Below are 19161 nucleotides of genomic sequence, written 5' to 3'. Positions count from 1 at the left end.
GCGACACTCTCGGCTGGCCCCGACGATCACCAGTGTCGAGGGAGCACAAGAACAGCTCACCGAACCCGGTACCGATCCGAGGCGAGGTCGCGACCTGGGCCTCGCCCGGTCCGGTCAGGTGTACCGGCCTGTCGAATGTCGCGCCCGGATCAGCCACGCCTTGTCCCATGACCTTGACACAAGTTGTACCGTGCATGTGACACAAGAGGGAGGTTGTCCGATGGCGTGGGACAACGTGCTGGGCGTCGCGATCGTGATGGGGATTTTCGGGCTGGGGCTCCTCGTCGTCCTGTGGCCCGGCGAGAAGCACGGTCGGCGGTTGCTGACCCGATGGGGGATCGATCGTCCGTCCGATGAGGACGTCGCAGAGGCGGTGCGTTACCTGAAACGCCGCCGTATCGCTTACCCGTGCCTGTTCGTGCTGTTGCCCGTGCTGGGCGATGTGATCGGGCTGGCCGAGGACACTCCCTGGACGATTGTGTGGACGCTGCTGCTCGGCGGGCTCTTCGGCGAGCTGTTCGCGTTCCGGCCGCCGAAAACCACGCGGCGGCGCGCGATGCTGGCGCACCGCAGGGTCCGCGACGTCATCCCCGCGTGGGCGCTCGTGCTGCTCGGGCTCACGACGGGTTCCGGACTGACGTACTACGCCACCGATGGACGGTGGCAGGCCGTCGCCGTCGTCGCCGGATGTGGGCTCGTCGCCGCCGGAATCGTCGCGCTCGCGGTCCGGCGGCCTGCCGCGGGCGACCCTGTCGTCGACCTCGTGTTACGCGCCCGCAGCGCCCGCGTGGCGACAGGACTGGCGATCGCGGTTCCCGGGGCACTGTTCCACGCCGAGATGAGCGCCGCCGCCGTCGGCGTGTTCGTGCTCGGGCTCATCGCCCTGCGCGTGGTCGCGGGGCCGCATCGCAGCGTCGCCGCGGCCGCGAGCTGACGATGACGGCCCTGCGCGTCACCATCGACACCACCAGCGGGCTCGCGCCGTGGCGGCAGATCTACGACCAGATCGAGCGCATGATCGCGGGCGGGACGCTGGCCTCGGGCACCCGGCTGCCACCGATCCGCCAGCTCGCACGGGACCTCGGACTGGCGTCCGGCACGGTCGCGCGGGTCTACCGCGAACTGGAGACCATGGACCTCGTGACGACGGCGCGCGCGAAGGGAACCGTCGTCACCGAACCGGCCGAGCGCACACGGCCCGAGGCGTTGCTGACAGCAGGGGCGACCCGCTTCGCGGCGTTCGCCCACGATCTCGGCGTCGGCGAGGACGCCGCGGTCGACGCCGTCCGTGCGGCCTACGCTCGAGTGGCCGGCAGCTAGCGCCATACGGGGACGGTTGCCTGTTTCGACCTCGACAGCGATTACGGCCACACGGTGCACTTCACTTGAACCGGCGCGGGTTTGCTCGTCGAAAGCGGCAGGGTCACGCCCCATGTGGCGCATGCTTTTCCGTTGACGCTCGAGGGCCTGAAACAAGGCATCGAAGAAAGCCGTGCGGGCCGTACCGCGGGAAAGCTGGTGCTCGAAACCTCCCTCGGACTCGATTCTCCGCTACGGAACCGCATCGTCAAGGCGGCGATGGAAGAACACCTCGCCGGTCCACACGGGCACCCGGCGAACGGCGTCATCACCCTCGTGCTCGACGAACTGAAGTCCGGCCTCGGGACCGCGTGCGGTGCCGGTCGTGATGGGTGCCTCGGGCGAGCCGCTGGATCTGGGGCGCCTGAGACGGTTCGTCACACCCGGCCAGAGACGCGCGTTGAACATCCGCGACGGCGGTTGCGCCTTCCCCGGCTGCCACCGGAAATCCAAGAACTGCCACGCCCACCACATTCATCACTGGGCAGACGGCGGGCCGACCGACCTCCGGAATCTCGTGCTGCTGTGCGGTTTTCATCACCGGCTGATCCACCACGGTGATTGGGAAGTGCGGATGGCGGCCGACGGGTTACCGGAGTTCATCCCACCCCAATACCGAGACCCACTCCGAAAACCCCGGCGCAACACGCTGTATTACGTCTAGGCCCCGAGGAGCCCGCCAGCCATCCCAGGCGACGGGCCCCTCGGCATGCCCGGCGCCAGCCAAGCCACGGTGGCCGTGTGGATTTCGGGACATCTGACACCCCAAAGCCAGCCTCATCCATTCCTGACCGACCCACCGTGACCGGACCGATCACGCACGACCGTGTGGATTTCGGGGCATCTGACGTCCCAAAACCCACACAGTCCACCTCCAACGGACCGATCACGACCGAAAGATCGGCACTCGACGGACTGGTGAAATGAGGGCAGGGACGCGCCTCTGGTCAAGGGCCAGCCATCGGGGCGTAGGCCGGGCCGCGCTCACGGTCGGTGCCGGCCGGACTCGCAGGCCATGAGCGAACTGCTCGGTTCCCCGCAACAGCGTCTTCCCGGCGGGATCGCAAGGTGATCGTCAGGTGGGCGTGCCACGTTCCGGGTCATGGTGGAACCACACGGCCGGAAAGGAGTCCGGACCTGACATGAAAGTGCACAGCGGCGAACGCCCCCACAAACTCGGGAAACCAGGTGTGTACAGCACCAAATCCGCCATCGTCGACGCGGTTACCTTCCTGGCCGGGCTCTGGCTGTTGCTGTCTCCCTTCCTGCTCGATCACACCGCCACCGGCACCGGGTTCAACGGCCACTGGAACGACGGTCTCGTCGGCGGCGCCCTGCTCCTGCTCGGCACCGTGTCCCTCGTCGACCCGGTCCGCGGTGTCGCGCTCGCCCCGGTACGGCTGCCCGCGGGCGGCTGGCTGATCGTCGCGCCCACCGTGCTCGGCTACAACGTGGGGCTCCCCGCGCCGCGGACCACCACCAGTGACGTCACCACCGGGCTGGTGATCCTCGCGCTCTGGGTGTTCAGGAAGCGACAGCCATGAGCCACCGTCCCATCCTCGGCACAGTGGATCTGCGTGACGCTCTTCGACGCCCGGAACCACCCTGACCGTCCCCACACCGACGGGAGCCCCATGAGAACGACGACCATCATCGCTGTGCTGATCACCGCCGCCCTCACCACCGGCGCGTGCGCCTCCAGCGACCGTCCCGCACCAGGACAGGACACGGCCCACCTTCCACCCGCGCCCGAGCCCGCGGTCGACAAACCGTTGCAGACACTGGGATCCAATCTGGAACCCGGTCCAATGTCCGTGCTGAACGTCTACGTCATGCCACCACCCGAGGGCCACTATCAGGCCGGGCAGGACGCCGTCGTCCGGCTCACCCTCGTCAACAACAGCCGCACCGACGACGCACTGACCGCGGTCTCGAGCCCGCTCGCGCGCACCGCCGCCATCCACGTTCGGATGCAGCGTGGAGGCCGATCACCACCATTTCGTCCATCGCGACTCAGCAGGAAAGACCTTCGCGTCGACTTGATGCGTGCAGGGATGCGGGCTCGCCGGCCCGGGCACAGAAGGCGACAGCGACCGGGTCTGCTTCACCACCACGCAGTCCTGACGTTCGCGCTGATGGCCGAGTTCGGCCGCTCGGTCAGAGGTGGGGCCGGTCATCTCGACCGGCCCCACCCCTCTCACCCCACCTGGTCAGAAAGTGATGGTGAATCCGTCGATCGAACCGGTGTCGAACTTGAAGACGTCCTGGACGCTCAGCTTCCAGGTGCCGTTGGCGTTCTCGTTGGAGGCGTCGACCGTGTAGGTCTCGTGCACACCGGCGGGGCTGCCCACCCCTCCTGCCTTCTTCAACCGGTAGGTGGCACCGCTGGGCCCGATGAGACTCACCGCCAGGTCGGCCGAGTAGGTGTGGCTGATGTCCACCTTGACCGGCAGCGACGCGGACGCCTTGCCATCACATCCTTCCTGGGTCACCGAGCTCGTCACCGCGGCACCGGCGTCGGGGATCGCTACCGGGGTGGTGTTCGACTTGGTGCCGCACTTCGGTTCCGGGCCACCGCCACCGATGAACGACACGTTCAGCAGCTTGTTCAGCGAGCCGCTGCCGGGGTTCTTGACCACCCCGTCGGACGCGTTGTTCACCAAGGCGTCGCGCACCTGCTTCGGCGTCGCGGACGGGTTGGCCGCCAGGTAGAGCGCGGCCGCACCGACGACGTGCGGCGTCGCCATGGACGTCCCGCTCATCACCGCCGAACCGCCGCTGCTCGGGCTCAGCGACGTGATGTTGCTGCCCGGCGCGAAGATGTCCGTGCACGAACCGTAGTTCGAGAACGACGACCGGTTGTCGCTGGAATCCGTGGCGTTCACCGTGATGGCTTCGGGAACCCGGGCGGGGCTGGTGTTGCAGGCATCCGTCGACGCGTTGCCGGACGCGACGCCGTAGACGACGCCGGACGCGATCGACTTCTTGAGCGCGTCGTCACCCACGCCGGGCGCGTCCATCGTGAGGCTCATGTTCGCCACGGCCGGTTTCCGCGCGTTCGCGGTCACCCAGTCGACGGCGTCGATGATGCCCGAATCCGGACCGGTGTTGTTGCATCCCAGCACCCGGAGGCCGACGATCTTGACCTTCTTGGCGACACCGTAGGTCTTGCTCGCGATGGTGCCGGCGGTGTGACTGCCGTGCCCGTTGCAGTCCTTCCCGTCACCTCCCATGAAGTCCTTCCCGATGCCGGCCCGGCCTTCGTACTCGGGATTGTCGGGGTTGATGCCCGTGTCGAGGTCGTACGCGGTGACGCCCTCGCCGCTGTTGTTGTAGGTGTACTTCTTGTCCAGCGGCAGGGACTTCTGGTCGACGCGGTCCAAGCCCCACGTGGGGTTGGCCTGGGTCTCGGTGCCGCGGGCGGTGCCGTCCTGGTAGACGGCCTTGACCGACGGATCCGCCGCGAGCCGCTTCGCCTGCCGCTCGGTCATCTTCTTCACCGAGAAGCCGTTCAACGCCGCGGACCACGTCGACCGCACCTCGCCGCCGAAACGTCCGGTCAACGAGGTCGCCGACGCTTGCGCGGTCGCGACGCCGTCCTTCAGCACGACGATGTACTGGTCGGCGTAATGCTGTTTCGCCTGGACCACAACGCCTTCGGCCTCGGCCGCGACGGCGTTTCCGATGCCCAGTGCCAGCAACGGGGTCAGCGCGCCCAGGGTCAGCAGCAGTTTCCGGTGGTTACGCATGGGATGTCACCTCCGTAGGAAGACCGATCACTGGACGGTGAGCGTGTAGGTGGCGGTCGACGTCTTGCCGGCGCCGTCCTTCGCCGTCACAGTGATCGGGTAAGTACCGGGTTGGAACGGCGCGAAGATCTGCATCGTCGAGCTGCCACCGCTGGATATGCTCTGCGGGTTGAAGAACGGCGCGATCGGCAGCCCCGAGCCGGACGCCGACAGCGTGATGGAACCACTGCCGCCGGTCGCGGAGACCGTCGCGTTCACGAACTGACCCACCCGTGCGGTCCCCGATCCGGGGTTGACCGTGACCTTGAGGTCGCCCGGCTCGCTGCCGCCCTTGCCGACGGTCAGCGTCAGCGTGGTGGTCGCGGTGTCGGTCGTCCCCTTGCCGGACACGGTGATCGTGTAGTCCCGCTCCGGCGTTCCCGCCGCGGTCTCGATCGTCAGCTTCGCGGTGTCGCCGGACATGATGGACGAAGGCTGGAAGGTCGCCTTGGCACCGTCAGGCAATCCGGACGCGCTCAGCTCGACGTTCTCGCTGCCGTTCTTGCCTTCTTTGCTCGTGATCGACGTCGAAACGTACTTGCCGGGGTCGGTCTTCACCGCGCCAGGGGACGCCGCGAGGGTGAACTTGTCACCGCTGGGCACATCGCCGATCTGCTGCTTGACCCAGTCCCCCATCTCGTTGTTCAGGCGACTGTAGACGCTGTACCACCGGAAGTCGCTGCGGCTCCACGACGTGATGCCGACGACCACGCCGTTGACGATGAACGGACCACCGCTGTCACCGGGAAGCACGGTCTTGCGGCCGTCGGAGTACCCGGCGCAGATCATCGTCTTCGGGTCGACGCCGTTCTCGACCCCGGTGCACTGGTTCGGGTCGACGATCGGCAGGGTCAGCTTCTGCAGCGTGACGTCGGGCGGGCTGTCGTTCTGGGTCTTCTTGCCGTATCCGAGGCTGAAACCGTCCTTGCCCGGCGTTTCGAGGCCGGTGTCGGCCGAGGTGGCGACCTTCGCGTAACCGCCCGCGGGGACCGGGATGTCCGCGTCGGTGGTGATGATCGCGACGTCGTATCCGTACCAGGGCTGGGTGAACTTCGGGTGGAGTTTGTAGTCGACGACCTTCAGCTGGGTGCCGCCGGTGCTCATCAGGTCGTCCAGTCCATAAAGGACTGTCTTTTCGCCTGCCAGTTCCTTGCAGTGTGCCGCGACCATCACCTTGCGCGGTGCCACGACCGAACCGCTGCAGCTCTGCCCCTTGGGCCGCGAGCCACCTTCGCGCAAGGCCGCGATGGCGAACGGGTAGTCCTTCACCGAGGCGGGTACGCCGCCGATGCCCTGGGCGTGGGCGCCGTCGGGGATCCGGACGTCGCCGGTGGGCGCGACCGCCGACGCGGTCGGCTGGGGAGCGGCACCGGCGGTTCCACTCAGGACGGGGATCGACAGGGCCGCCACGCTCAGCGCCAGCAGGCCTACGATTCTCTTCTTCTTCACGGTGTTTCCTTTCACAGGGGAGAAATCAGAAAGTCAGGGTGAAGTTGTCGATCACGCCGGTGTCGAACCGGTAGACGTCCTGGACACGCAGCTTCCAGTCACCGGTGCGGCTTTCGGCAGACGTGTCGACGGTGTAGGTCTTGGAGAGGTCGATCATGCTCACGCCACCGGCCTGCTTGAGGTTGACGACCTTGCCGCTGGGCGTCACGAGGTCGATCTTCAGATCGGCCGAGTACGGGTGCTTGATCGTCACCGCCACCGAAGTTCCGGAAGTGCCCTTGGCGTCACAGGAGCCGATGGTCACCGTGCTGGTCACGGCGTCGCCGGCGTCGGGGATCGCGACGTCGTCCGCGCTGGTACCGCCCGCGCAGGACGGCGGATTCGGGGTTCCGCCGAGGAAACCGGTGTACAGCAGCTTGTTCGGCGAGCCCTTGGCGTCGGAGATCTTGCCGGGCGTGGCGTTGTCGAGCAGCGCCTTGGTGACCTGTGCCGGAGTGGCGGACGGGTTCGCGGTGAGGTAGAGCGCCGCCGCTCCCGCGACATGCGGGGTGGCCATGGAGGTGCCGCTCATCTGCTGCGTGCCGCCGCCGTTGCGGGTCGACGTGATGTTGCTGCCCGGACCGAACAAGTCGGTGCAGGACCCGTAGTTCGAGGACTGGGAGGAGTTGAAGATCGATCGCTTGTCCTGGATGTCGCTCGCGGCGACCGTGATCGCCTCGGGCGTGCGGGCCGGCGAGACGTTGCAGGCGTCCTGGCCCTCGTTGCCCGCGGCGACCGTGACGGTGATGCCTGCCCGGACCGCTCCTTGCACCGCCTGGTCCACTGTGGAGGTCGCCCCACCGCCGATGCTCATCGTGAGCACCGCGGGTTTCTGCGCGTTCTTGGTGACCCAGTCGATACCGGACACGATCGTCGACCACGGCGCGCTGCCGTTGCAGCCGAGCACGCGGACAGCGACGATCTTCACACCTTTCGCGACCCCGTAGGTCGTGCTGCCGACGGTTCCCGAGACGTGTGTGCCGTGGCCTTGGCAGTCCGAGGCGTCGCTGTCGTTGTCCACGAAGTCGTATCCACTGCTCGCGCGGCCGCCGAACTCCGACTGGCGATAGTCGGTCCCGGTGTCGAGCACGTAGACCGTGGCACCGTCGCCTTTGTTGGCGTAGTCGTACTTCTTGTCGAGCGGCAGGTCCTTCTGGTCGACCCGGTCCAGGCCCCAGGTCGGGTCGTGCTGGGTGTCCGTGGCACGCGCGAGGGAATCCGGCTCGACCGAGGCGACGGCGGGATCCGCCGCGAGCCGCCGGGCCTGCGCCTCGGTCATCCGGCCGGCGAAACCGCGCAGCGCGGAGTCATAGGTGCGCGTGACCTGCCCGCCGTACCCCGCCGCCAGTGAGCGAGCATCGGTGGTGTTCACCGTCGATGCCTTGAGAGTGACGAGATAGGAGCCCGGAATGGCGTCCGGCACCCAGGCCTGGACGGCGGGCCCTACCGGAGAGGCGACCGCGGGCAGCGCCGACACCGAAGCGGTGACGGCGAGCGACAGGCCCGCTATGGCTAACGCCCACCGAGGGCGGAGACTCTCACGCATTGAATACTCCTGAAAGCAGGGGAATCGACACCGGGGAGACAGTGCGAACGTGACCACAACCACGTTGTGACAACAGTGAGTTCTCAACCGGCGAAGAACAATAGGTACTACGCCCGGCCGGATACTCAATTAAAAGCGCACATTTTTATGATCAGTGCCGTAGTGTCATTGAATGAGGGACCTCATGAAATGCCGAAAACCCGACGATGCGATATCGGCATCTTTTTCGTGACGGTCAGGCCCGCTGCTCGCGCAGCAGGTCCTCGGTGAGCACCGCACGCGACGGCAGATCCAGCTTGGCCAGCGCCCGGCCGATGTGGACTTCGACCGTCCTCGCGGAAAGGAAGAGCCGTTCGGCGATCTCACGGTTACTGAGGCTTTGCGCGGCAAGACGCGCGACCTCGAGTTCGCGCGGCGACAAGGACTGCCCGTATCCACGACGCCCCCTCGACGGAGTGGTCGGGTCGTGTCGCGCCAGAAGCCGTCGGCACCGCTGGGCATCCGCGGCGGATTTCAGAGAACGGTAAATGGTTTCGGCGGAGGCCAGCGCTCCCAGCAGTTTCCGGTGGTCACCGAGTTCGGCGTGACACTCACCCGCGAGTTCGCTCGCGACAGCGGCGGCATAAGGCCGTGGCAACGCCTGATAGGCCAGGGACGCCCGGCCGAACGATTCGGCCGCGTCGCCCGGTCGTTTTCGGGCGAGCAGACCTCGGCAGAAGAGGGCGGCGGCGTGGGCGAGCGGCGCGTCGCGCTCGGCGATCCCTTCCTGATACTCGTCCACCAGCCGCGTCGCCGCTTCGTGTTGTTCCAAGGTGACGAGAACCCGTACGGCGGACGGCAGGAGTTCGGCCGCCCAGATCCAGTTGTTCTTCCGGCGAATGGTCTCGAGCCCGCTCTCCGCGAGACGCGCGGCGGTGGGAAGTTCTTTGGCCGCGAGGAGCACGGTCACCCGCCCGGCGAACGCCGAAGCCTGCTGCGGCACGTTGCCGGCCGCGAGCGCGAAGGCGGCGTCGAAGTTCCGCGAGGCCTCCTTGCGACGTCCGTTGCCCAGCCGGTGCCAGCCCAGCGCGAGCAAGGGTTCCGCCGCGAGCGAACTGCTCTCCCCGACCCGCTCCAGCAACTCGCGGACGCCGGTCTCCACCTCGGGCCAGATCCCCATCGCGACATCGAGCCGAAGGTCCGTCCCGGCGGCGAGCGCCTCCAAGTAGGGTTGTTCCTCGTCTTGGATCAGCCTCCGGGCCGTGGCCAGGTAAGTTCTCGCCACGGGGTAGTACCCGTTCCACGCGGCCGCGTCGGCGAGGTTGATGTAGGTCCGGCTGACCTGCCTGCGCACTTCGGCCGACCGCGGCGAGGACGGCAGCGTCCCCACGTCCTGCCAAGCTCCGGGATCGGCGATCTGCATCCGCCCGGAAACCCTGTTCGCGGTCACCGCGGCGATCAGTTCGACGTCACGGGTGCCCTTGCTGGCCCGCACCGCCTCGTCCAGCCAGCGCATGTTCTCCTCGACCGGAACCGCCCCGACGTGAGGAAGCGCCAAGGTGATCAATCCGCGAGCGAGAAGCGGGCGCCGGTCGGCGAGATCCGTGATGGCCAGCTCGATCTCCGAACGGCCGGCGTCGACCTGCCCGGCCTGATTGATGAGGACACGACCGAGGTTGATCCGGATCTCGCCGCGGGCGGCCTTGCTCATCGGCCAGTCGCGCGCCGCCGTGCGCAGTAGCCGAAGAGTGGATTCGCCGATCAGCCCGTAGGCCGTCTCCCTGCTGAGGCGGACGGCGAAGTTCTCCCTGTTCGCACGGGAAAGGGCTGGGTCCCCGAGCGCGGCCTCGAGCAGACGCACGGCGTCCTCCGGCCGGCCCTCGGCGGTTGCCAGGTCCACGGATTCCGCGACCCGCCGGGCCCACTCGTCGAGTTCGCCCGCCTCTCGGTGGTGGTAGGCGATCCTTTCCGGTTGCGGCTCATCCGAGCCGGCGAGGAACCGCGCGGCGTTGGAGTGCAGACGGTACCGCCGAGGGCCCGGGACCGCGGCATGGACCGCGTCGGCGATCAAGGGGCTGCGCACCGCATAACGATCGTTGCCCTGGTCTCGCAGAAATCCCCCGGCCATCGCCTGAAGCAGGTCGTCGACGATTCCGGCCCAGTCCGAGCCGGCCACGGCCGCGAGTGTCTTGCTGCACGCCGGTCGCCCGAGGATCACCGCGGCGGCCACGATCGCCGCGGCACCTTCGTCCAACACGGCGTACCTCGCGGCGAGTTCCGCCGCCCAAGCACTGGGGACGACCTTCTCCGAGAGTTTCACCGCGGCCTGCGCGTCAAGTCCGGAGACCGATTCCAGGACCGCTGTGACCGCGGCGGCCACGCCGTCGGTCCGGCGGTGGATCCGCTCGGCGAGTTCCAGCGAACCGGTCATCGCCGCGACGTCTTCGACCTGAAGCGGCCTCAGGGTGAACCGAGCTGTCACTCCGGCGCGGGGAGGCCACCACGAGTCGTGGGGTTCGCGTTGCCGCAACCGGATCGCGGAGCTCGTCAGGACGACCAGCCGTTCGGACGGCCTGGACGCCAAGTAGCGAAGGAACTCCTGGGTTTCCTCGTCTGCCTCGTCCGCGTCGTCGACGATCAGAAGAGTGCGTTCGGGCAAGGTCAGCAGCTCACGAAGCGCGCGGTGCAGCAAGTGGCGATCGGACTCGAGCGGATCCGGCAGTACGGGTCTCAGCTCCGGAAGCAGTGGGTGAAGAACCCCGGCGAGGGGTGACAGACGGTCGGCCATCCCCGTCCATCCGCCCGCTGCGGTTCCCAGTGCGTCGAGTACCGGCGCCAGCGGCACGGGATCGCGCTCTCGCGCGCAGCGGGCTTCGAGCACCGTCCGGTTCCGGCCTTCGGACCGTGCGACCCGATCGAGGAGGCTCGTCCGCCCGGAGCCAGGCTCACCTTCGACCACGATGAAGGCCGACGGCTTGGCGATCTCCTGCTCCAGCGCTTTCTCCACCGCGGGTGCCCCTTACGTCAGTGTGACCGGCCCAGCTCGACGAGCGAGTCGAACAACGACTCGACCGCGCGGCACACCGCGTGCGGAGGCGTGTCGTGCGGGCCGATGACCTCGGCGAGGCGCTCCCAGGCGAACGTGCCCAGCACCCGGGCCAGCACCGCCCTGACCGCCGCCGGTTCTCCGGGCACAGGGTGCAGCGCGTCCGCTCCCCCGCTGAGATCCGCACCGGGATCCAGCGCGTCGACGCATCGCGACACCACCTCCCGGGTCAGCCGGACCACCACCGCGAGCGCCGGCCCTCGCAGGTAAGGCGCGATGTCGGCGGCCGCGCTCATCCGGACCAGGACGGAGGCCACGATGCTGTCGCGAACCACGGACGCGGACGAGACGACGGCCGGCACATTCTTCCCTTCGACGCCGTACCTGAACCTCTCCAGCATCTCCGTGGACGGTGGCCGTGACCAGCCCGCACGCGATAAGTGAGGGTACGTAGAGAATGCGCCGCGCCGTTCAGGCGGAGGGCCGGCGCGCGGTCGCACCGGCCCTCCGGGAAAGTCGGCGGATCAGCCGTTGGCGGCGCTGGTGTTGACGTCTCCGTTGACACCCTTCGGGAAGAAGCCGCCGGACGTGGTCGCCTTCGGTGTCAGGTAGACGATGTTGAGTACCTGGCCGGGCGACCGGCTGAACGCGATGCCGTTGCCGTCGGTGGGCACGATGTTCGCCCGGCCGTTCCTGTCCACGACTCCCTGGTCGAGGTCGGTCGTGCCGTCGAGGCTGTCGCGTGCGTTGGAAAGTTTGACGCTGGCTTCGCGGAGGTCGCGGCCGAGCAGCCCGAGTCCGAGAATGCCACCGGTGTGCTGATAGAGCGCCGTACGGACGTTGGCCGCGTGGTAGGCCTCGACGGCGAGGATGCCGGCGGCGGCTTCGAGGTAGGTCTTGTTGGTGATCAACGGAGCGGCACCCTTGTAAGCGGTGACGCCGACGTCTTCGAACAGATAGGCCGCGAGAAGGAAGTTCTCCTCGCACGCGAACGCGTCGAAGCTCTGGCCTTTCCTGACCAGGCCGGCGGCCTGGGCGGCGGCGGTGAAGCTGGACTGCAGATCGATGGCCGGGCGGCTGACCGCCGCGGAACCGAGCGCGGCCCGAAGGAACTCCACGTGGGCTTTCTCGTCGGAGGCGATCTCCTGGGCGTACTGCTTGGCCGCTTTGGTCTTGAATTTCACCGCCCGTCCACCCGTGACGCCGCCGCGGGTGCCGGTCCCGGTGGTCGAAGAATCGGCGAGTCCCTTACCCGTGACGGCGTGCAGGTAGAACTCAGCTTCGAGGTATTCGAGGTTGAGCGCGAAGTTCAGGACCGCGGCGTCACTGACCTCGCCCTGTGCGGCGGCCGCGGCCGGCCTGGCAGCCGTGGCGGATGCCGTCGCACCGGACAATCCCCCTATCGCGCCGGTACCGACCACGCCGAGTCCCGCCACCCCCGCCGCGCGCAGGAAACGACGGCGGTCTTGTTCGTTCTCCGCACTGCGGTTGATCATCGATGCGGCATAACGCTTGCCAAACACGAGCGATCTCCTTCCCGCCCGTGTCCTGACACGCACGACATCGGGCGTACCCCGCCGGTCGGGCGAGGTTGTTTTCGCGGACGCAGTGCTTTCGTGCCCGCAACCCGCCCGGCTTGGCCCCTCATCCGATGGAATGACACCGGGCCTGGTCAGGGGCCGGAGAAGACCGATCGCCGCCGCGACCCTGGAGTGGAAACGGCGGCGACCGGCCGGGACGCCGCCGCATCGGCGCCCCCGGCGGCGGAGGCCCGATTTCCGCCGCGCGGTTGAGCCACACGCTCCAGAACCAACGTGTGGGCAGAGGTGTGACCGGGCCACCGGCAAGGAAGCACAGGGCCCGGGCGAATCGTCAGTTCTTGTTGGTGCCCGGGGTCAGCACCTTGTCGATGACGAAGACGGTGGCGTTCTTGGTCGGGATGTTGCCGCACAGCACCTTCGCGCCGTTGACGGTCATGTTCTCGCCGGAGCCCTCGATCTTCACCGGACCGCCCGCGGTGTTGAGCGTCTCCACCGAACCGGCGGTCGCGAGCCCCTTGGCGTCGTAACGCTTGCCGACAACGTGGTACTGCAGGATCGGCGCCAGCTGATCCGGCTTGCCCGCCAGCTCGGTGAACTTGGCGTCACCCNNCGGGCCGAACACGTCGGCGTTCGTGGTCACCCCATCCGGCGAACCCGACGAACCGGAACTCGACATCGGAGCCGAACTGGACGGGGCCATCGAGCTGTTGCTGCCGCCTGAGGAGGCCTTGTCGCTGCTGCTGCACGCCGCCAACGCCAACGCGGCGGCCGCGGTGAAACCGATACCTACGACGCGAAACTTGCTCACGCGGATCCACTCCAGTTCTTGCGGACGACGCCTCGACTCGAGGCGGCTCTCAACCAGGTATTCGGAGTGGCCCACGAACCGGGCGGGAGTCGAAATCTACTCTTTCGGGTGAGCGGCCGGCTCGGCCTCGTCACCGGCGGACTCGTCACGCCCGCGGTGGCGGGTCCCAACGCGGGTCTGCTCGACACCGACCTTCCGGTCACGGTCGTAACGGCGATGCCGGTTCTTGCTGATCGCGGTGGCGAGCACCGTTGGGCCGTCCTCGACGCCGCCGTCGGCATCGCGCTCGGCGCCGCGCCGACCTTGCGGGCACACAAGGCTACGACCTCGGCGACATCAGCCTCGTCAACCTGCGCGAGCGACGGACCGGCCGCGCCGCCCTGGCCGTCGCCCGGACTTTCGGAGCCTCACCGCCGCGCTCGCGGTCGCCCAGGTTCCGTCCGCGCTGGGCTGTGCCGTCCTCGGCCCAGTCTTCCTCGAGGCCGGGCCCGAGTGTGAGGCCGCCCCTTAAGGCTCCCGGCCGACTTGGGCGGACAACGAATCGGCCGAGCTTCCTATAGCACAAGCACTCCCCCGCCAAAGCGAAACGGCCGAAGTTCGGCCTATCGAGCGATATGACCAAGCCGAACGGGCCGAGAGCTCGAAAACAGCAAGCCGGCGACAGCCATCGCCGCCCGACTCCGATCGGGCGAGGCCTATTCCGTCATGCCATTTATCACGATATTTGGAACTAAACGATTCGACGGCGCCCGCAATTTCGTTTTCCTCGTCCATGGCAGCGCGGGAAACAAGGAAATCCTTGACACGAGATGATCCGCGCCTGCTACGCTTCGGCACGTAATGTCAATCGAGCGGCTTCGCGTAATGCCACCGATGGACATGGGGGCTTACTTCGGCGAAGTCGTTTCTGGGGAAGGAAACCGATGAAAATTCGCAACTCACTGCTGACCTTGGCCGTGCTCGTCGGCGGCGCGATGACTGTGTTGCCCGGCGTTGCCGGCGCCACCGTCACCGAGGATTGCACCTACAACACCAGTGCCAGCGGCGTGAACTTCCACGTCAAGTGCTCGCGCCTGCCCGCTGGCATCTCGCAGTACCGAGCGGTCGCGCAGTGTGGCAACGGTTCCACCACGTACGGAATCTGGAAGACAGTGGCGGAGAGCGTGTACATCGGCTCCGTCGCCGACTGCACGAACCGGGGCAATGTCGCAAAGGGTGGGATTCAGCTCCGCTAGCCCGAAATTCGTGGGCGGTGAAGGCGATTTACCCGCCTTCACCGCCCGCGAGCATTCCACTCGGCAAAGCGGAAATGCGCAGGAGTTCGCAGACCTGTCGAGAACATTCCGCTCCACCCGAACACGGACGAAGACACACGGCCAACCTCGGCAAAGAGCGCCCCCTGGCTCCACTCGGATGCTGACGATCCACTTCACCGAAGAGGACCTCTCCCTGCTGACGGTGTCCGAGGTGGCGGAACCCTGTGGGAGATCCTGGCAAGCCTTTACCGGTTGCGCCGTCCGGAGGGCGAACCGTTCTTCGGGCACTGGCGCAAGACGACCCTCGGCACTCTCGATACCGACGGTGTACTACTGATGAGCGCTGTCCCACTCTTACGGGTACTGCCCGGATTTTCTGACACCAGCTCAGCCGGCTACGTCCATCGAAGACGGAGTGGACGCCTTGCGTGCCACACCTCTCCCGGTGCTGCGTGCCGAGATCGCCGAACTCTCGCGCCACGGCACAATCCCCCGCTGGTTGCGGTTGATTCGCGACGGGGGCTCAGACGAGCTCAATGCGCTCGCCGACGCCGTGCTCGGCTACTTCCGGAAGCATCTGGCTCCGGATTGGCCCGTTGTCGCCGACGCGATCGCGGGCGCGGTGTACGGCGCCAGGGACGTCGCCGCCGCTGTCTACGGTCTGGTCATGTTCCTCACCGCGAGCCTCTTCGGCTACCTGGTCACCCGCGCCCGCGAACCGGCGGCCCGGCAGGGAGGCCCGGGTCCCCCGTGAGAGCTACTCGGATCGTCCGCTCGTTGGTGATTCGCCGGCGTCGGCGCGCTTCCAGCGTTTCGGATCGGCCTGACGACCACCACGGACTGACACCCGGTGGGTTCCCACCTCCGCCTCGGCGCCGGCGACGATCACCGACGCGTTCAGCTGATGAAGCCCGCCGCCTTGAGCCAGTCGCGGGCGACCGTGGCCGCCTTCTGGCCGTCGACGCTGACCTTCTTGTTCAGGTCCGTGAGCGTCGCGGTGTCGAGTTTCGCGGCGATCGGGGTGAAGACCTGCTCCAGCTGCGGGTATTGCCGGGCGAGCGGAGTGGCGATCGTGATCGCGGGGTTGTACGTCGGGAAGAAGTGCTTGTCGTCCTCGAGCACGGTGAGCTGCTGTGCGGCCACGCGTCCGTCGGTGGAGGCGACCGAGCCGAAACCGCACGGGTCCCCCTTGCCGATGCTCGGGTAGACGACGGCGTCGTTGAGCAGGTGCACCTGCGCGTCGGGCAGAGTGAACCCGTAGGCCTTCGCCAGGCCGGGAAACCCGTCGTCCCGGCTTTTGAATTCCGGGCCCATACAGGTCGATGCCGCGGCCGGGTCCCGCTTCACCAGGGCCGCGTAGTCGGACAGCGTCTTCACGCCGGTCCGGGCCAGTGTCGCCGGGTTTCCGGCGAGGGCGTAGGTGTCGTTGGCCGGCGAGCGCGCCCACCAGGTGACGCCGTTGGCGGTGTCGGCCTGTTTGACCGCGTCGTACTGCGCCTGTGGGTCGCTGATCGGCTTCGTCTGGTTGAGGTAGCTGATCCAGGCGGTGCCGGTGTACTCCCAGTACAGGTCGACCGCGCCGCCGGTGAGCGCCTGGCGGACGTTGCTCGAACCGGTGATGTTGGTCTTGTCCTCCGGGCTCGCCCCGGCCGCCTGCAGTGCGACGAGAGCGATCTGGCCGAGCAGCAGCTGCTCGTCGAACTCCTTGGAGCTGACCCGGATCTTGGCGCCGTTCAGCGCGTCGATCTTCTTGATGGAGCCCGCACCCACCTGGGCGCCGGTTTCGTCCTTGCCGATCGTGCAGCCGGCCGAGAGCGCCGCTGCCATGACGAGTGCGAGTACAGCGGCGGTCGTGCGCTGGAGCATCCGCATGGATGGGTCCTCCTTGAAGTCGGTCGGGCTAGCTACCTCGCGGGTGCAGGATCTCCTCGGCGACCAGCCCCAGCCAGTCGACGAAGAGCGCCAGCACCGCGACGATGATTCCGAAGGTCAAGCTCAACATCGGGCGATACAGCCCGATCCCGGCGACAAGCCCGCCGCCGAGACCACCGGCGCCGATGAACGTCGCCAGCGTCGCGCTCGCGACGGTGAGCACCAGCGCGGTCCGGATCCCGGCGAGGATCACCGGGACCGCCAGCGGCAGCTCGATCCGCCACAGGACGGCCGTCTTGCTCATGCCCATACCTCGCGCGGCGTCGACGAGGGTCGGGTCGACGCCGTCGAGTCCGACGATCGTGTTGCGCAGCACCGGCAAGGTCGCGTAGACGACGAGCGCCGTCACCGCCGTCGCGGTGCCCGTGCCGATCCAGAGCGCGAGCAGCACGACCAGCCCGATCGACGGGATCGCCTGGCCGAGATTGCCGAGCCCCAGCCCGATCGGCCCGGCCCAGCGGGCACCGGCGCGGGTGAGCAGGATGCCGAGCGGGAGGGCGATCGCGATGGTGCACGCCGTCGAAATCCCGGTGAGCCGCAGATGCGCGCCCAGTTCGGTGAAGATCTCGCCGGCGTTGAGGAAACGCTGTTCGATCGAGTCGAGCGGCTGCGCGCGCACGATCAGGAAGAGTGCCAGCAAGGCGAGGATCAGCAGGACCGGGCGCACCAGCAGCCCGAGCCGGCGCCGACGAGGCCGCGCGGGCACGGTGGTGTCCGGACCCGCGCCGGTATCCGGGATCGCGGGCGGGGGCGCCTCGTCGGTGGGTCCCAACGCAGCGACGAGGCTGGACACGTCGCACACCCCCAACGGCCGCGCGGCGCCCTCCTCGGTGACCACGACCGCGGTGCTGCCGGTCCGCACCATCACGTCCAGCACGTCCCGCAGGGTGGCGTCGGGACGGACGGCAGGCCGTCCGTCCGGCCTTTCGTCCTGTCGGAGGCCCAGGTCACCCACCCGGATCAGCGCGAGCCGCTTCAGGTTCCGCTTCGGCCCGATGAAGCTCGCGACGTAATCGTCCGCCGGCGCGGCGAGGATCGCCTGGGGCGTGTCGTACTGCGCGATCACCGACCGCGGCCGTAGCACAGCGATCCGGTCGCCGATTTTGAGCGCCTCCTCGAAGTCGTGCGTGACGAACACGATCGTCTTGCGCACTTCCCGTTGCAGGCGAAGGAATTCGTCCTGTAACCGGGCTCGCGTGATCGGGTCGGTGGAGCCGAACGGCTCATCCATCAGCATCACCGGCGGGTCCGCCGCCATCGCCCGCGCCACACCGACGCGCTGTTGCTGACCACCCGAAAGCGCACGCGGGTACCGGATGCCGTGCGCGCGGGTCAGGCCGACGATCTCGAGCAGCTCGCGCACACGGCCGGCGATACGTCGCCGGGTCCAGCCGAGCAGCCGCGGCACCACGCCGATGTTGGCGTCCACTCGCAGATGCGGGAAGAGCCCGATCTGCTGGATGACGTAGCCGGTGTTGCGCCGGTGTACGTCGAGATCGAGCGCCGAGACGTCGGTGCCGCCGATCGTGACGGTGCCCGAGGTGGGCTCGACGAGCCGGTTGATCATCCGCATGGTCGTCGTCTTCCCGCACCCCGACGGACCGGTCAGCACGACGATTTCGCCGGCGGGGATGCGCATCGTCAGGTTTTCGACCGCGGGTACCGCTCGTCCGGGGTAGTGCTTGCCGACGCCGCGCAGCTCGATCGTTTCACCGCCCGTTCCGGCTGCCGCCCCCGACGTCACCGAAGCCGCCGTTCCGCGGACACGGGGACGTCGTCGTGTGGTCAGCTTCCCGACCATCACGAAGGCCAGGTCGAACAGCAGCGCCAGCACCATGATCCCGAGCGTTCCGGTGAGCACCTGGTTCAGGGAGTTGACCGAGCCGAACCGGCCGAGCCCGTCGAAGATCTGGTTGCCGAGGCCGGGGCCTTTGACATACGCGCCAATGGCCGCGATACCGATCGTGATCTGCGTGGAAACCCGGATGCCGGAAAGGATCACCGGCCAGGCGAGGGGCAGCCGCACGCGAAACAGCAGCCGCACGCGGCCGAACCCCATCCCCCGCGCCGCGTCCACCACCGCCGGATCGACGCCACGCAGCCCGACGATCGTGTTGCGCGTGATCGGCAGCAGCGCGTAGAGCACCAGCGCGCACAGGACATTCGTCAACCCCAGCCCGAACGGGCCGATCAGGATGCCCAGCAACGCGATCGACGGAACGGTCAGGAACGCCGCCGTCGTCGTGGTCGCCATCGCGCCGAGCCATCGCCGCCGGTAGGTGAGCAGGCCGATCGTCATCCCGATCAGCACGGCCAGCGCCATCGCCGCCAGAGTGAGATCCACGTGCAGGATCGCGTCGTTCACGACGTCGATCCAGTTCTCGCGGAGGTACTCCGACAGGCTCAGGGCACCGCTCC

The 19161-nt window shown here is 67.8% G+C and carries 15 protein-coding genes and 1 pseudogene; 6 read left to right on the top strand and 10 right to left on the bottom strand.

Going from position 1 to position 19161, the window contains the following annotated elements:
• Nucleotides 1-220 precede the first annotated feature (220 nt).
• The 4 genes and pseudogenes from AVR91_RS03340 (at nt 221) to AVR91_RS03325 (ending at nt 2903) form a co-directional block, all read left to right on the top strand.
• Nucleotides 221-934, top strand: a complete 714-nt coding sequence (locus AVR91_RS03340) for a hypothetical protein (protein ID WP_063271276.1) — start codon at nt 221-223, stop codon at nt 932-934.
• A gap of 2 nt (nt 935-936) precedes the next feature.
• Nucleotides 937-1320 (top strand): GntR family transcriptional regulator, encoded by a 384-nt coding sequence (locus tag AVR91_RS03335; RefSeq protein WP_143253855.1) that lies wholly within the window; start codon nt 937-939, stop codon nt 1318-1320.
• A gap of 315 nt (nt 1321-1635) precedes the next feature.
• Nucleotides 1636-2023: pseudogene (locus AVR91_RS03330) on the top strand (HNH endonuclease signature motif containing protein); the annotation flags it as partial.
• 478 nt (nt 2024-2501) lie between these two features.
• Entirely contained in the window at nt 2502-2903 is a 402-nt protein-coding gene (locus AVR91_RS03325; protein WP_063271274.1) for an SPW repeat domain-containing protein, read from the top strand.
• Nucleotides 2904-3569: 666 nt separating this feature from the next.
• Here the strand turns inward: AVR91_RS03325 and AVR91_RS03320 are convergent.
• The 8 genes from AVR91_RS03320 to AVR91_RS03285 form a co-directional block, all read right to left on the bottom strand.
• A complete protein-coding gene (locus AVR91_RS03320; RefSeq protein ID WP_063271273.1) occupies nt 3570-5108 on the bottom strand; it encodes a S8 family peptidase in 1539 nt (512 codons plus the stop codon).
• A 27-nt stretch (nt 5109-5135) separates the two neighbouring features.
• Complete coding sequence (locus AVR91_RS03315; RefSeq protein ID WP_063271272.1) at nt 5136-6596, bottom strand: trypsin-like serine protease; 1461 nt, start codon at nt 6594-6596, stop codon at nt 5136-5138.
• A gap of 25 nt (nt 6597-6621) precedes the next feature.
• A complete protein-coding gene (locus AVR91_RS03310; protein ID WP_083737334.1) occupies nt 6622-8181 on the bottom strand; it encodes a S8 family peptidase in 1560 nt (519 codons plus the stop codon).
• Between the two features lie 235 nt (nt 8182-8416).
• Nucleotides 8417-11167 carry a LuxR C-terminal-related transcriptional regulator gene (locus AVR91_RS03305; RefSeq protein ID WP_063271271.1) on the bottom strand — a complete coding sequence of 917 codons (2751 nt, stop codon included), beginning with the start codon at nt 11165-11167 and terminating at the stop codon, nt 8417-8419.
• 17 nt (nt 11168-11184) lie between these two features.
• Complete coding sequence (locus AVR91_RS03300; protein ID WP_063271270.1) at nt 11185-11607, bottom strand: hypothetical protein; 423 nt, start codon at nt 11605-11607, stop codon at nt 11185-11187.
• A gap of 123 nt (nt 11608-11730) precedes the next feature.
• Nucleotides 11731-12729 (bottom strand): ferritin-like domain-containing protein, encoded by a 999-nt coding sequence (locus tag AVR91_RS03295; protein ID WP_063271269.1) that lies wholly within the window; start codon nt 12727-12729, stop codon nt 11731-11733.
• Nucleotides 12730-13078: 349 nt separating this feature from the next.
• Complete coding sequence (locus AVR91_RS03290) at nt 13079-13555, bottom strand: fasciclin domain-containing protein (protein ID WP_076857247.1); 477 nt, start codon at nt 13553-13555, stop codon at nt 13079-13081.
• 96 nt (nt 13556-13651) lie between these two features.
• Nucleotides 13652-13870, bottom strand: a complete 219-nt coding sequence (locus AVR91_RS03285; RefSeq protein WP_063276628.1) for a hypothetical protein — start codon at nt 13868-13870, stop codon at nt 13652-13654.
• 608 nt (nt 13871-14478) lie between these two features.
• Between AVR91_RS03285 and AVR91_RS03280 the strand changes: the two genes are divergently transcribed.
• Both AVR91_RS03280 and AVR91_RS03275 read left to right on the top strand, forming a co-directional pair.
• Nucleotides 14479-14790, top strand: a complete 312-nt coding sequence (locus AVR91_RS03280; RefSeq protein ID WP_063276627.1) for a hypothetical protein — start codon at nt 14479-14481, stop codon at nt 14788-14790.
• 445 nt (nt 14791-15235) lie between these two features.
• Nucleotides 15236-15565, top strand: coding sequence for a hypothetical protein (locus AVR91_RS03275; protein WP_143253854.1), 330 nt, complete (start codon nt 15236-15238; stop codon nt 15563-15565).
• A 143-nt stretch (nt 15566-15708) separates the two neighbouring features.
• Here the strand turns inward: AVR91_RS03275 and AVR91_RS03270 are convergent, their stop codons facing one another.
• Nucleotides 15709-16683, bottom strand: coding sequence for a glycine betaine ABC transporter substrate-binding protein (locus AVR91_RS03270; protein ID WP_063276625.1), 975 nt, complete (start codon nt 16681-16683; stop codon nt 15709-15711).
• A gap of 28 nt (nt 16684-16711) precedes the next feature.
• Nucleotides 16712-19108 (bottom strand): ABC transporter permease subunit, encoded by a 2397-nt coding sequence (locus AVR91_RS44390; protein WP_063276624.1) that lies wholly within the window; start codon nt 19106-19108, stop codon nt 16712-16714.
• Between the last annotated feature and the right edge of the window lie 53 nt (nt 19109-19161).

It is taken from the genome of Amycolatopsis keratiniphila subsp. keratiniphila, from assembly GCF_001620365.2.
GTDB lineage: Bacteria > Actinomycetota > Actinomycetes > Mycobacteriales > Pseudonocardiaceae > Amycolatopsis > Amycolatopsis keratiniphila.
The sequence above is the reverse complement of the archived record's forward strand: the minus strand, read 5'-3'. Positions and strand labels throughout refer to the sequence as shown.

Bases quoted from the DNA above. Each gene is read 5' to 3' on its own strand.
- AVR91_RS03280 (WP_063276627.1), top strand. From the start codon at position 14,479: ATGAAAATTCGCAACTCACTGCTGACCTTGGCCGTGCTCGTCGGCGGC.
- AVR91_RS03325 (WP_063271274.1), top strand. From the start codon at position 2,502: ATGAAAGTGCACAGCGGCGAACGCCCCCACAAACTCGGGAAACCAGGT.
- AVR91_RS03335 (WP_143253855.1), top strand. From the start codon at position 937: ATGACGGCCCTGCGCGTCACCATCGACACCACCAGCGGGCTCGCGCCG.
- AVR91_RS03310 (WP_083737334.1), bottom strand. From the start codon at position 8,181: ATGCGTGAGAGTCTCCGCCCTCGGTGGGCGTTAGCCATAGCGGGCCTG.
- AVR91_RS03340 (WP_063271276.1), top strand. From the start codon at position 221: ATGGCGTGGGACAACGTGCTGGGCGTCGCGATCGTGATGGGGATTTTC.
- AVR91_RS03270 (WP_063276625.1), bottom strand. From the start codon at position 16,683: ATGCGGATGCTCCAGCGCACGACCGCCGCTGTACTCGCACTCGTCATG.
- AVR91_RS03320 (WP_063271273.1), bottom strand. From the start codon at position 5,108: ATGCGTAACCACCGGAAACTGCTGCTGACCCTGGGCGCGCTGACCCCG.
- AVR91_RS03300 (WP_063271270.1), bottom strand. From the start codon at position 11,607: ATGCTGGAGAGGTTCAGGTACGGCGTCGAAGGGAAGAATGTGCCGGCC.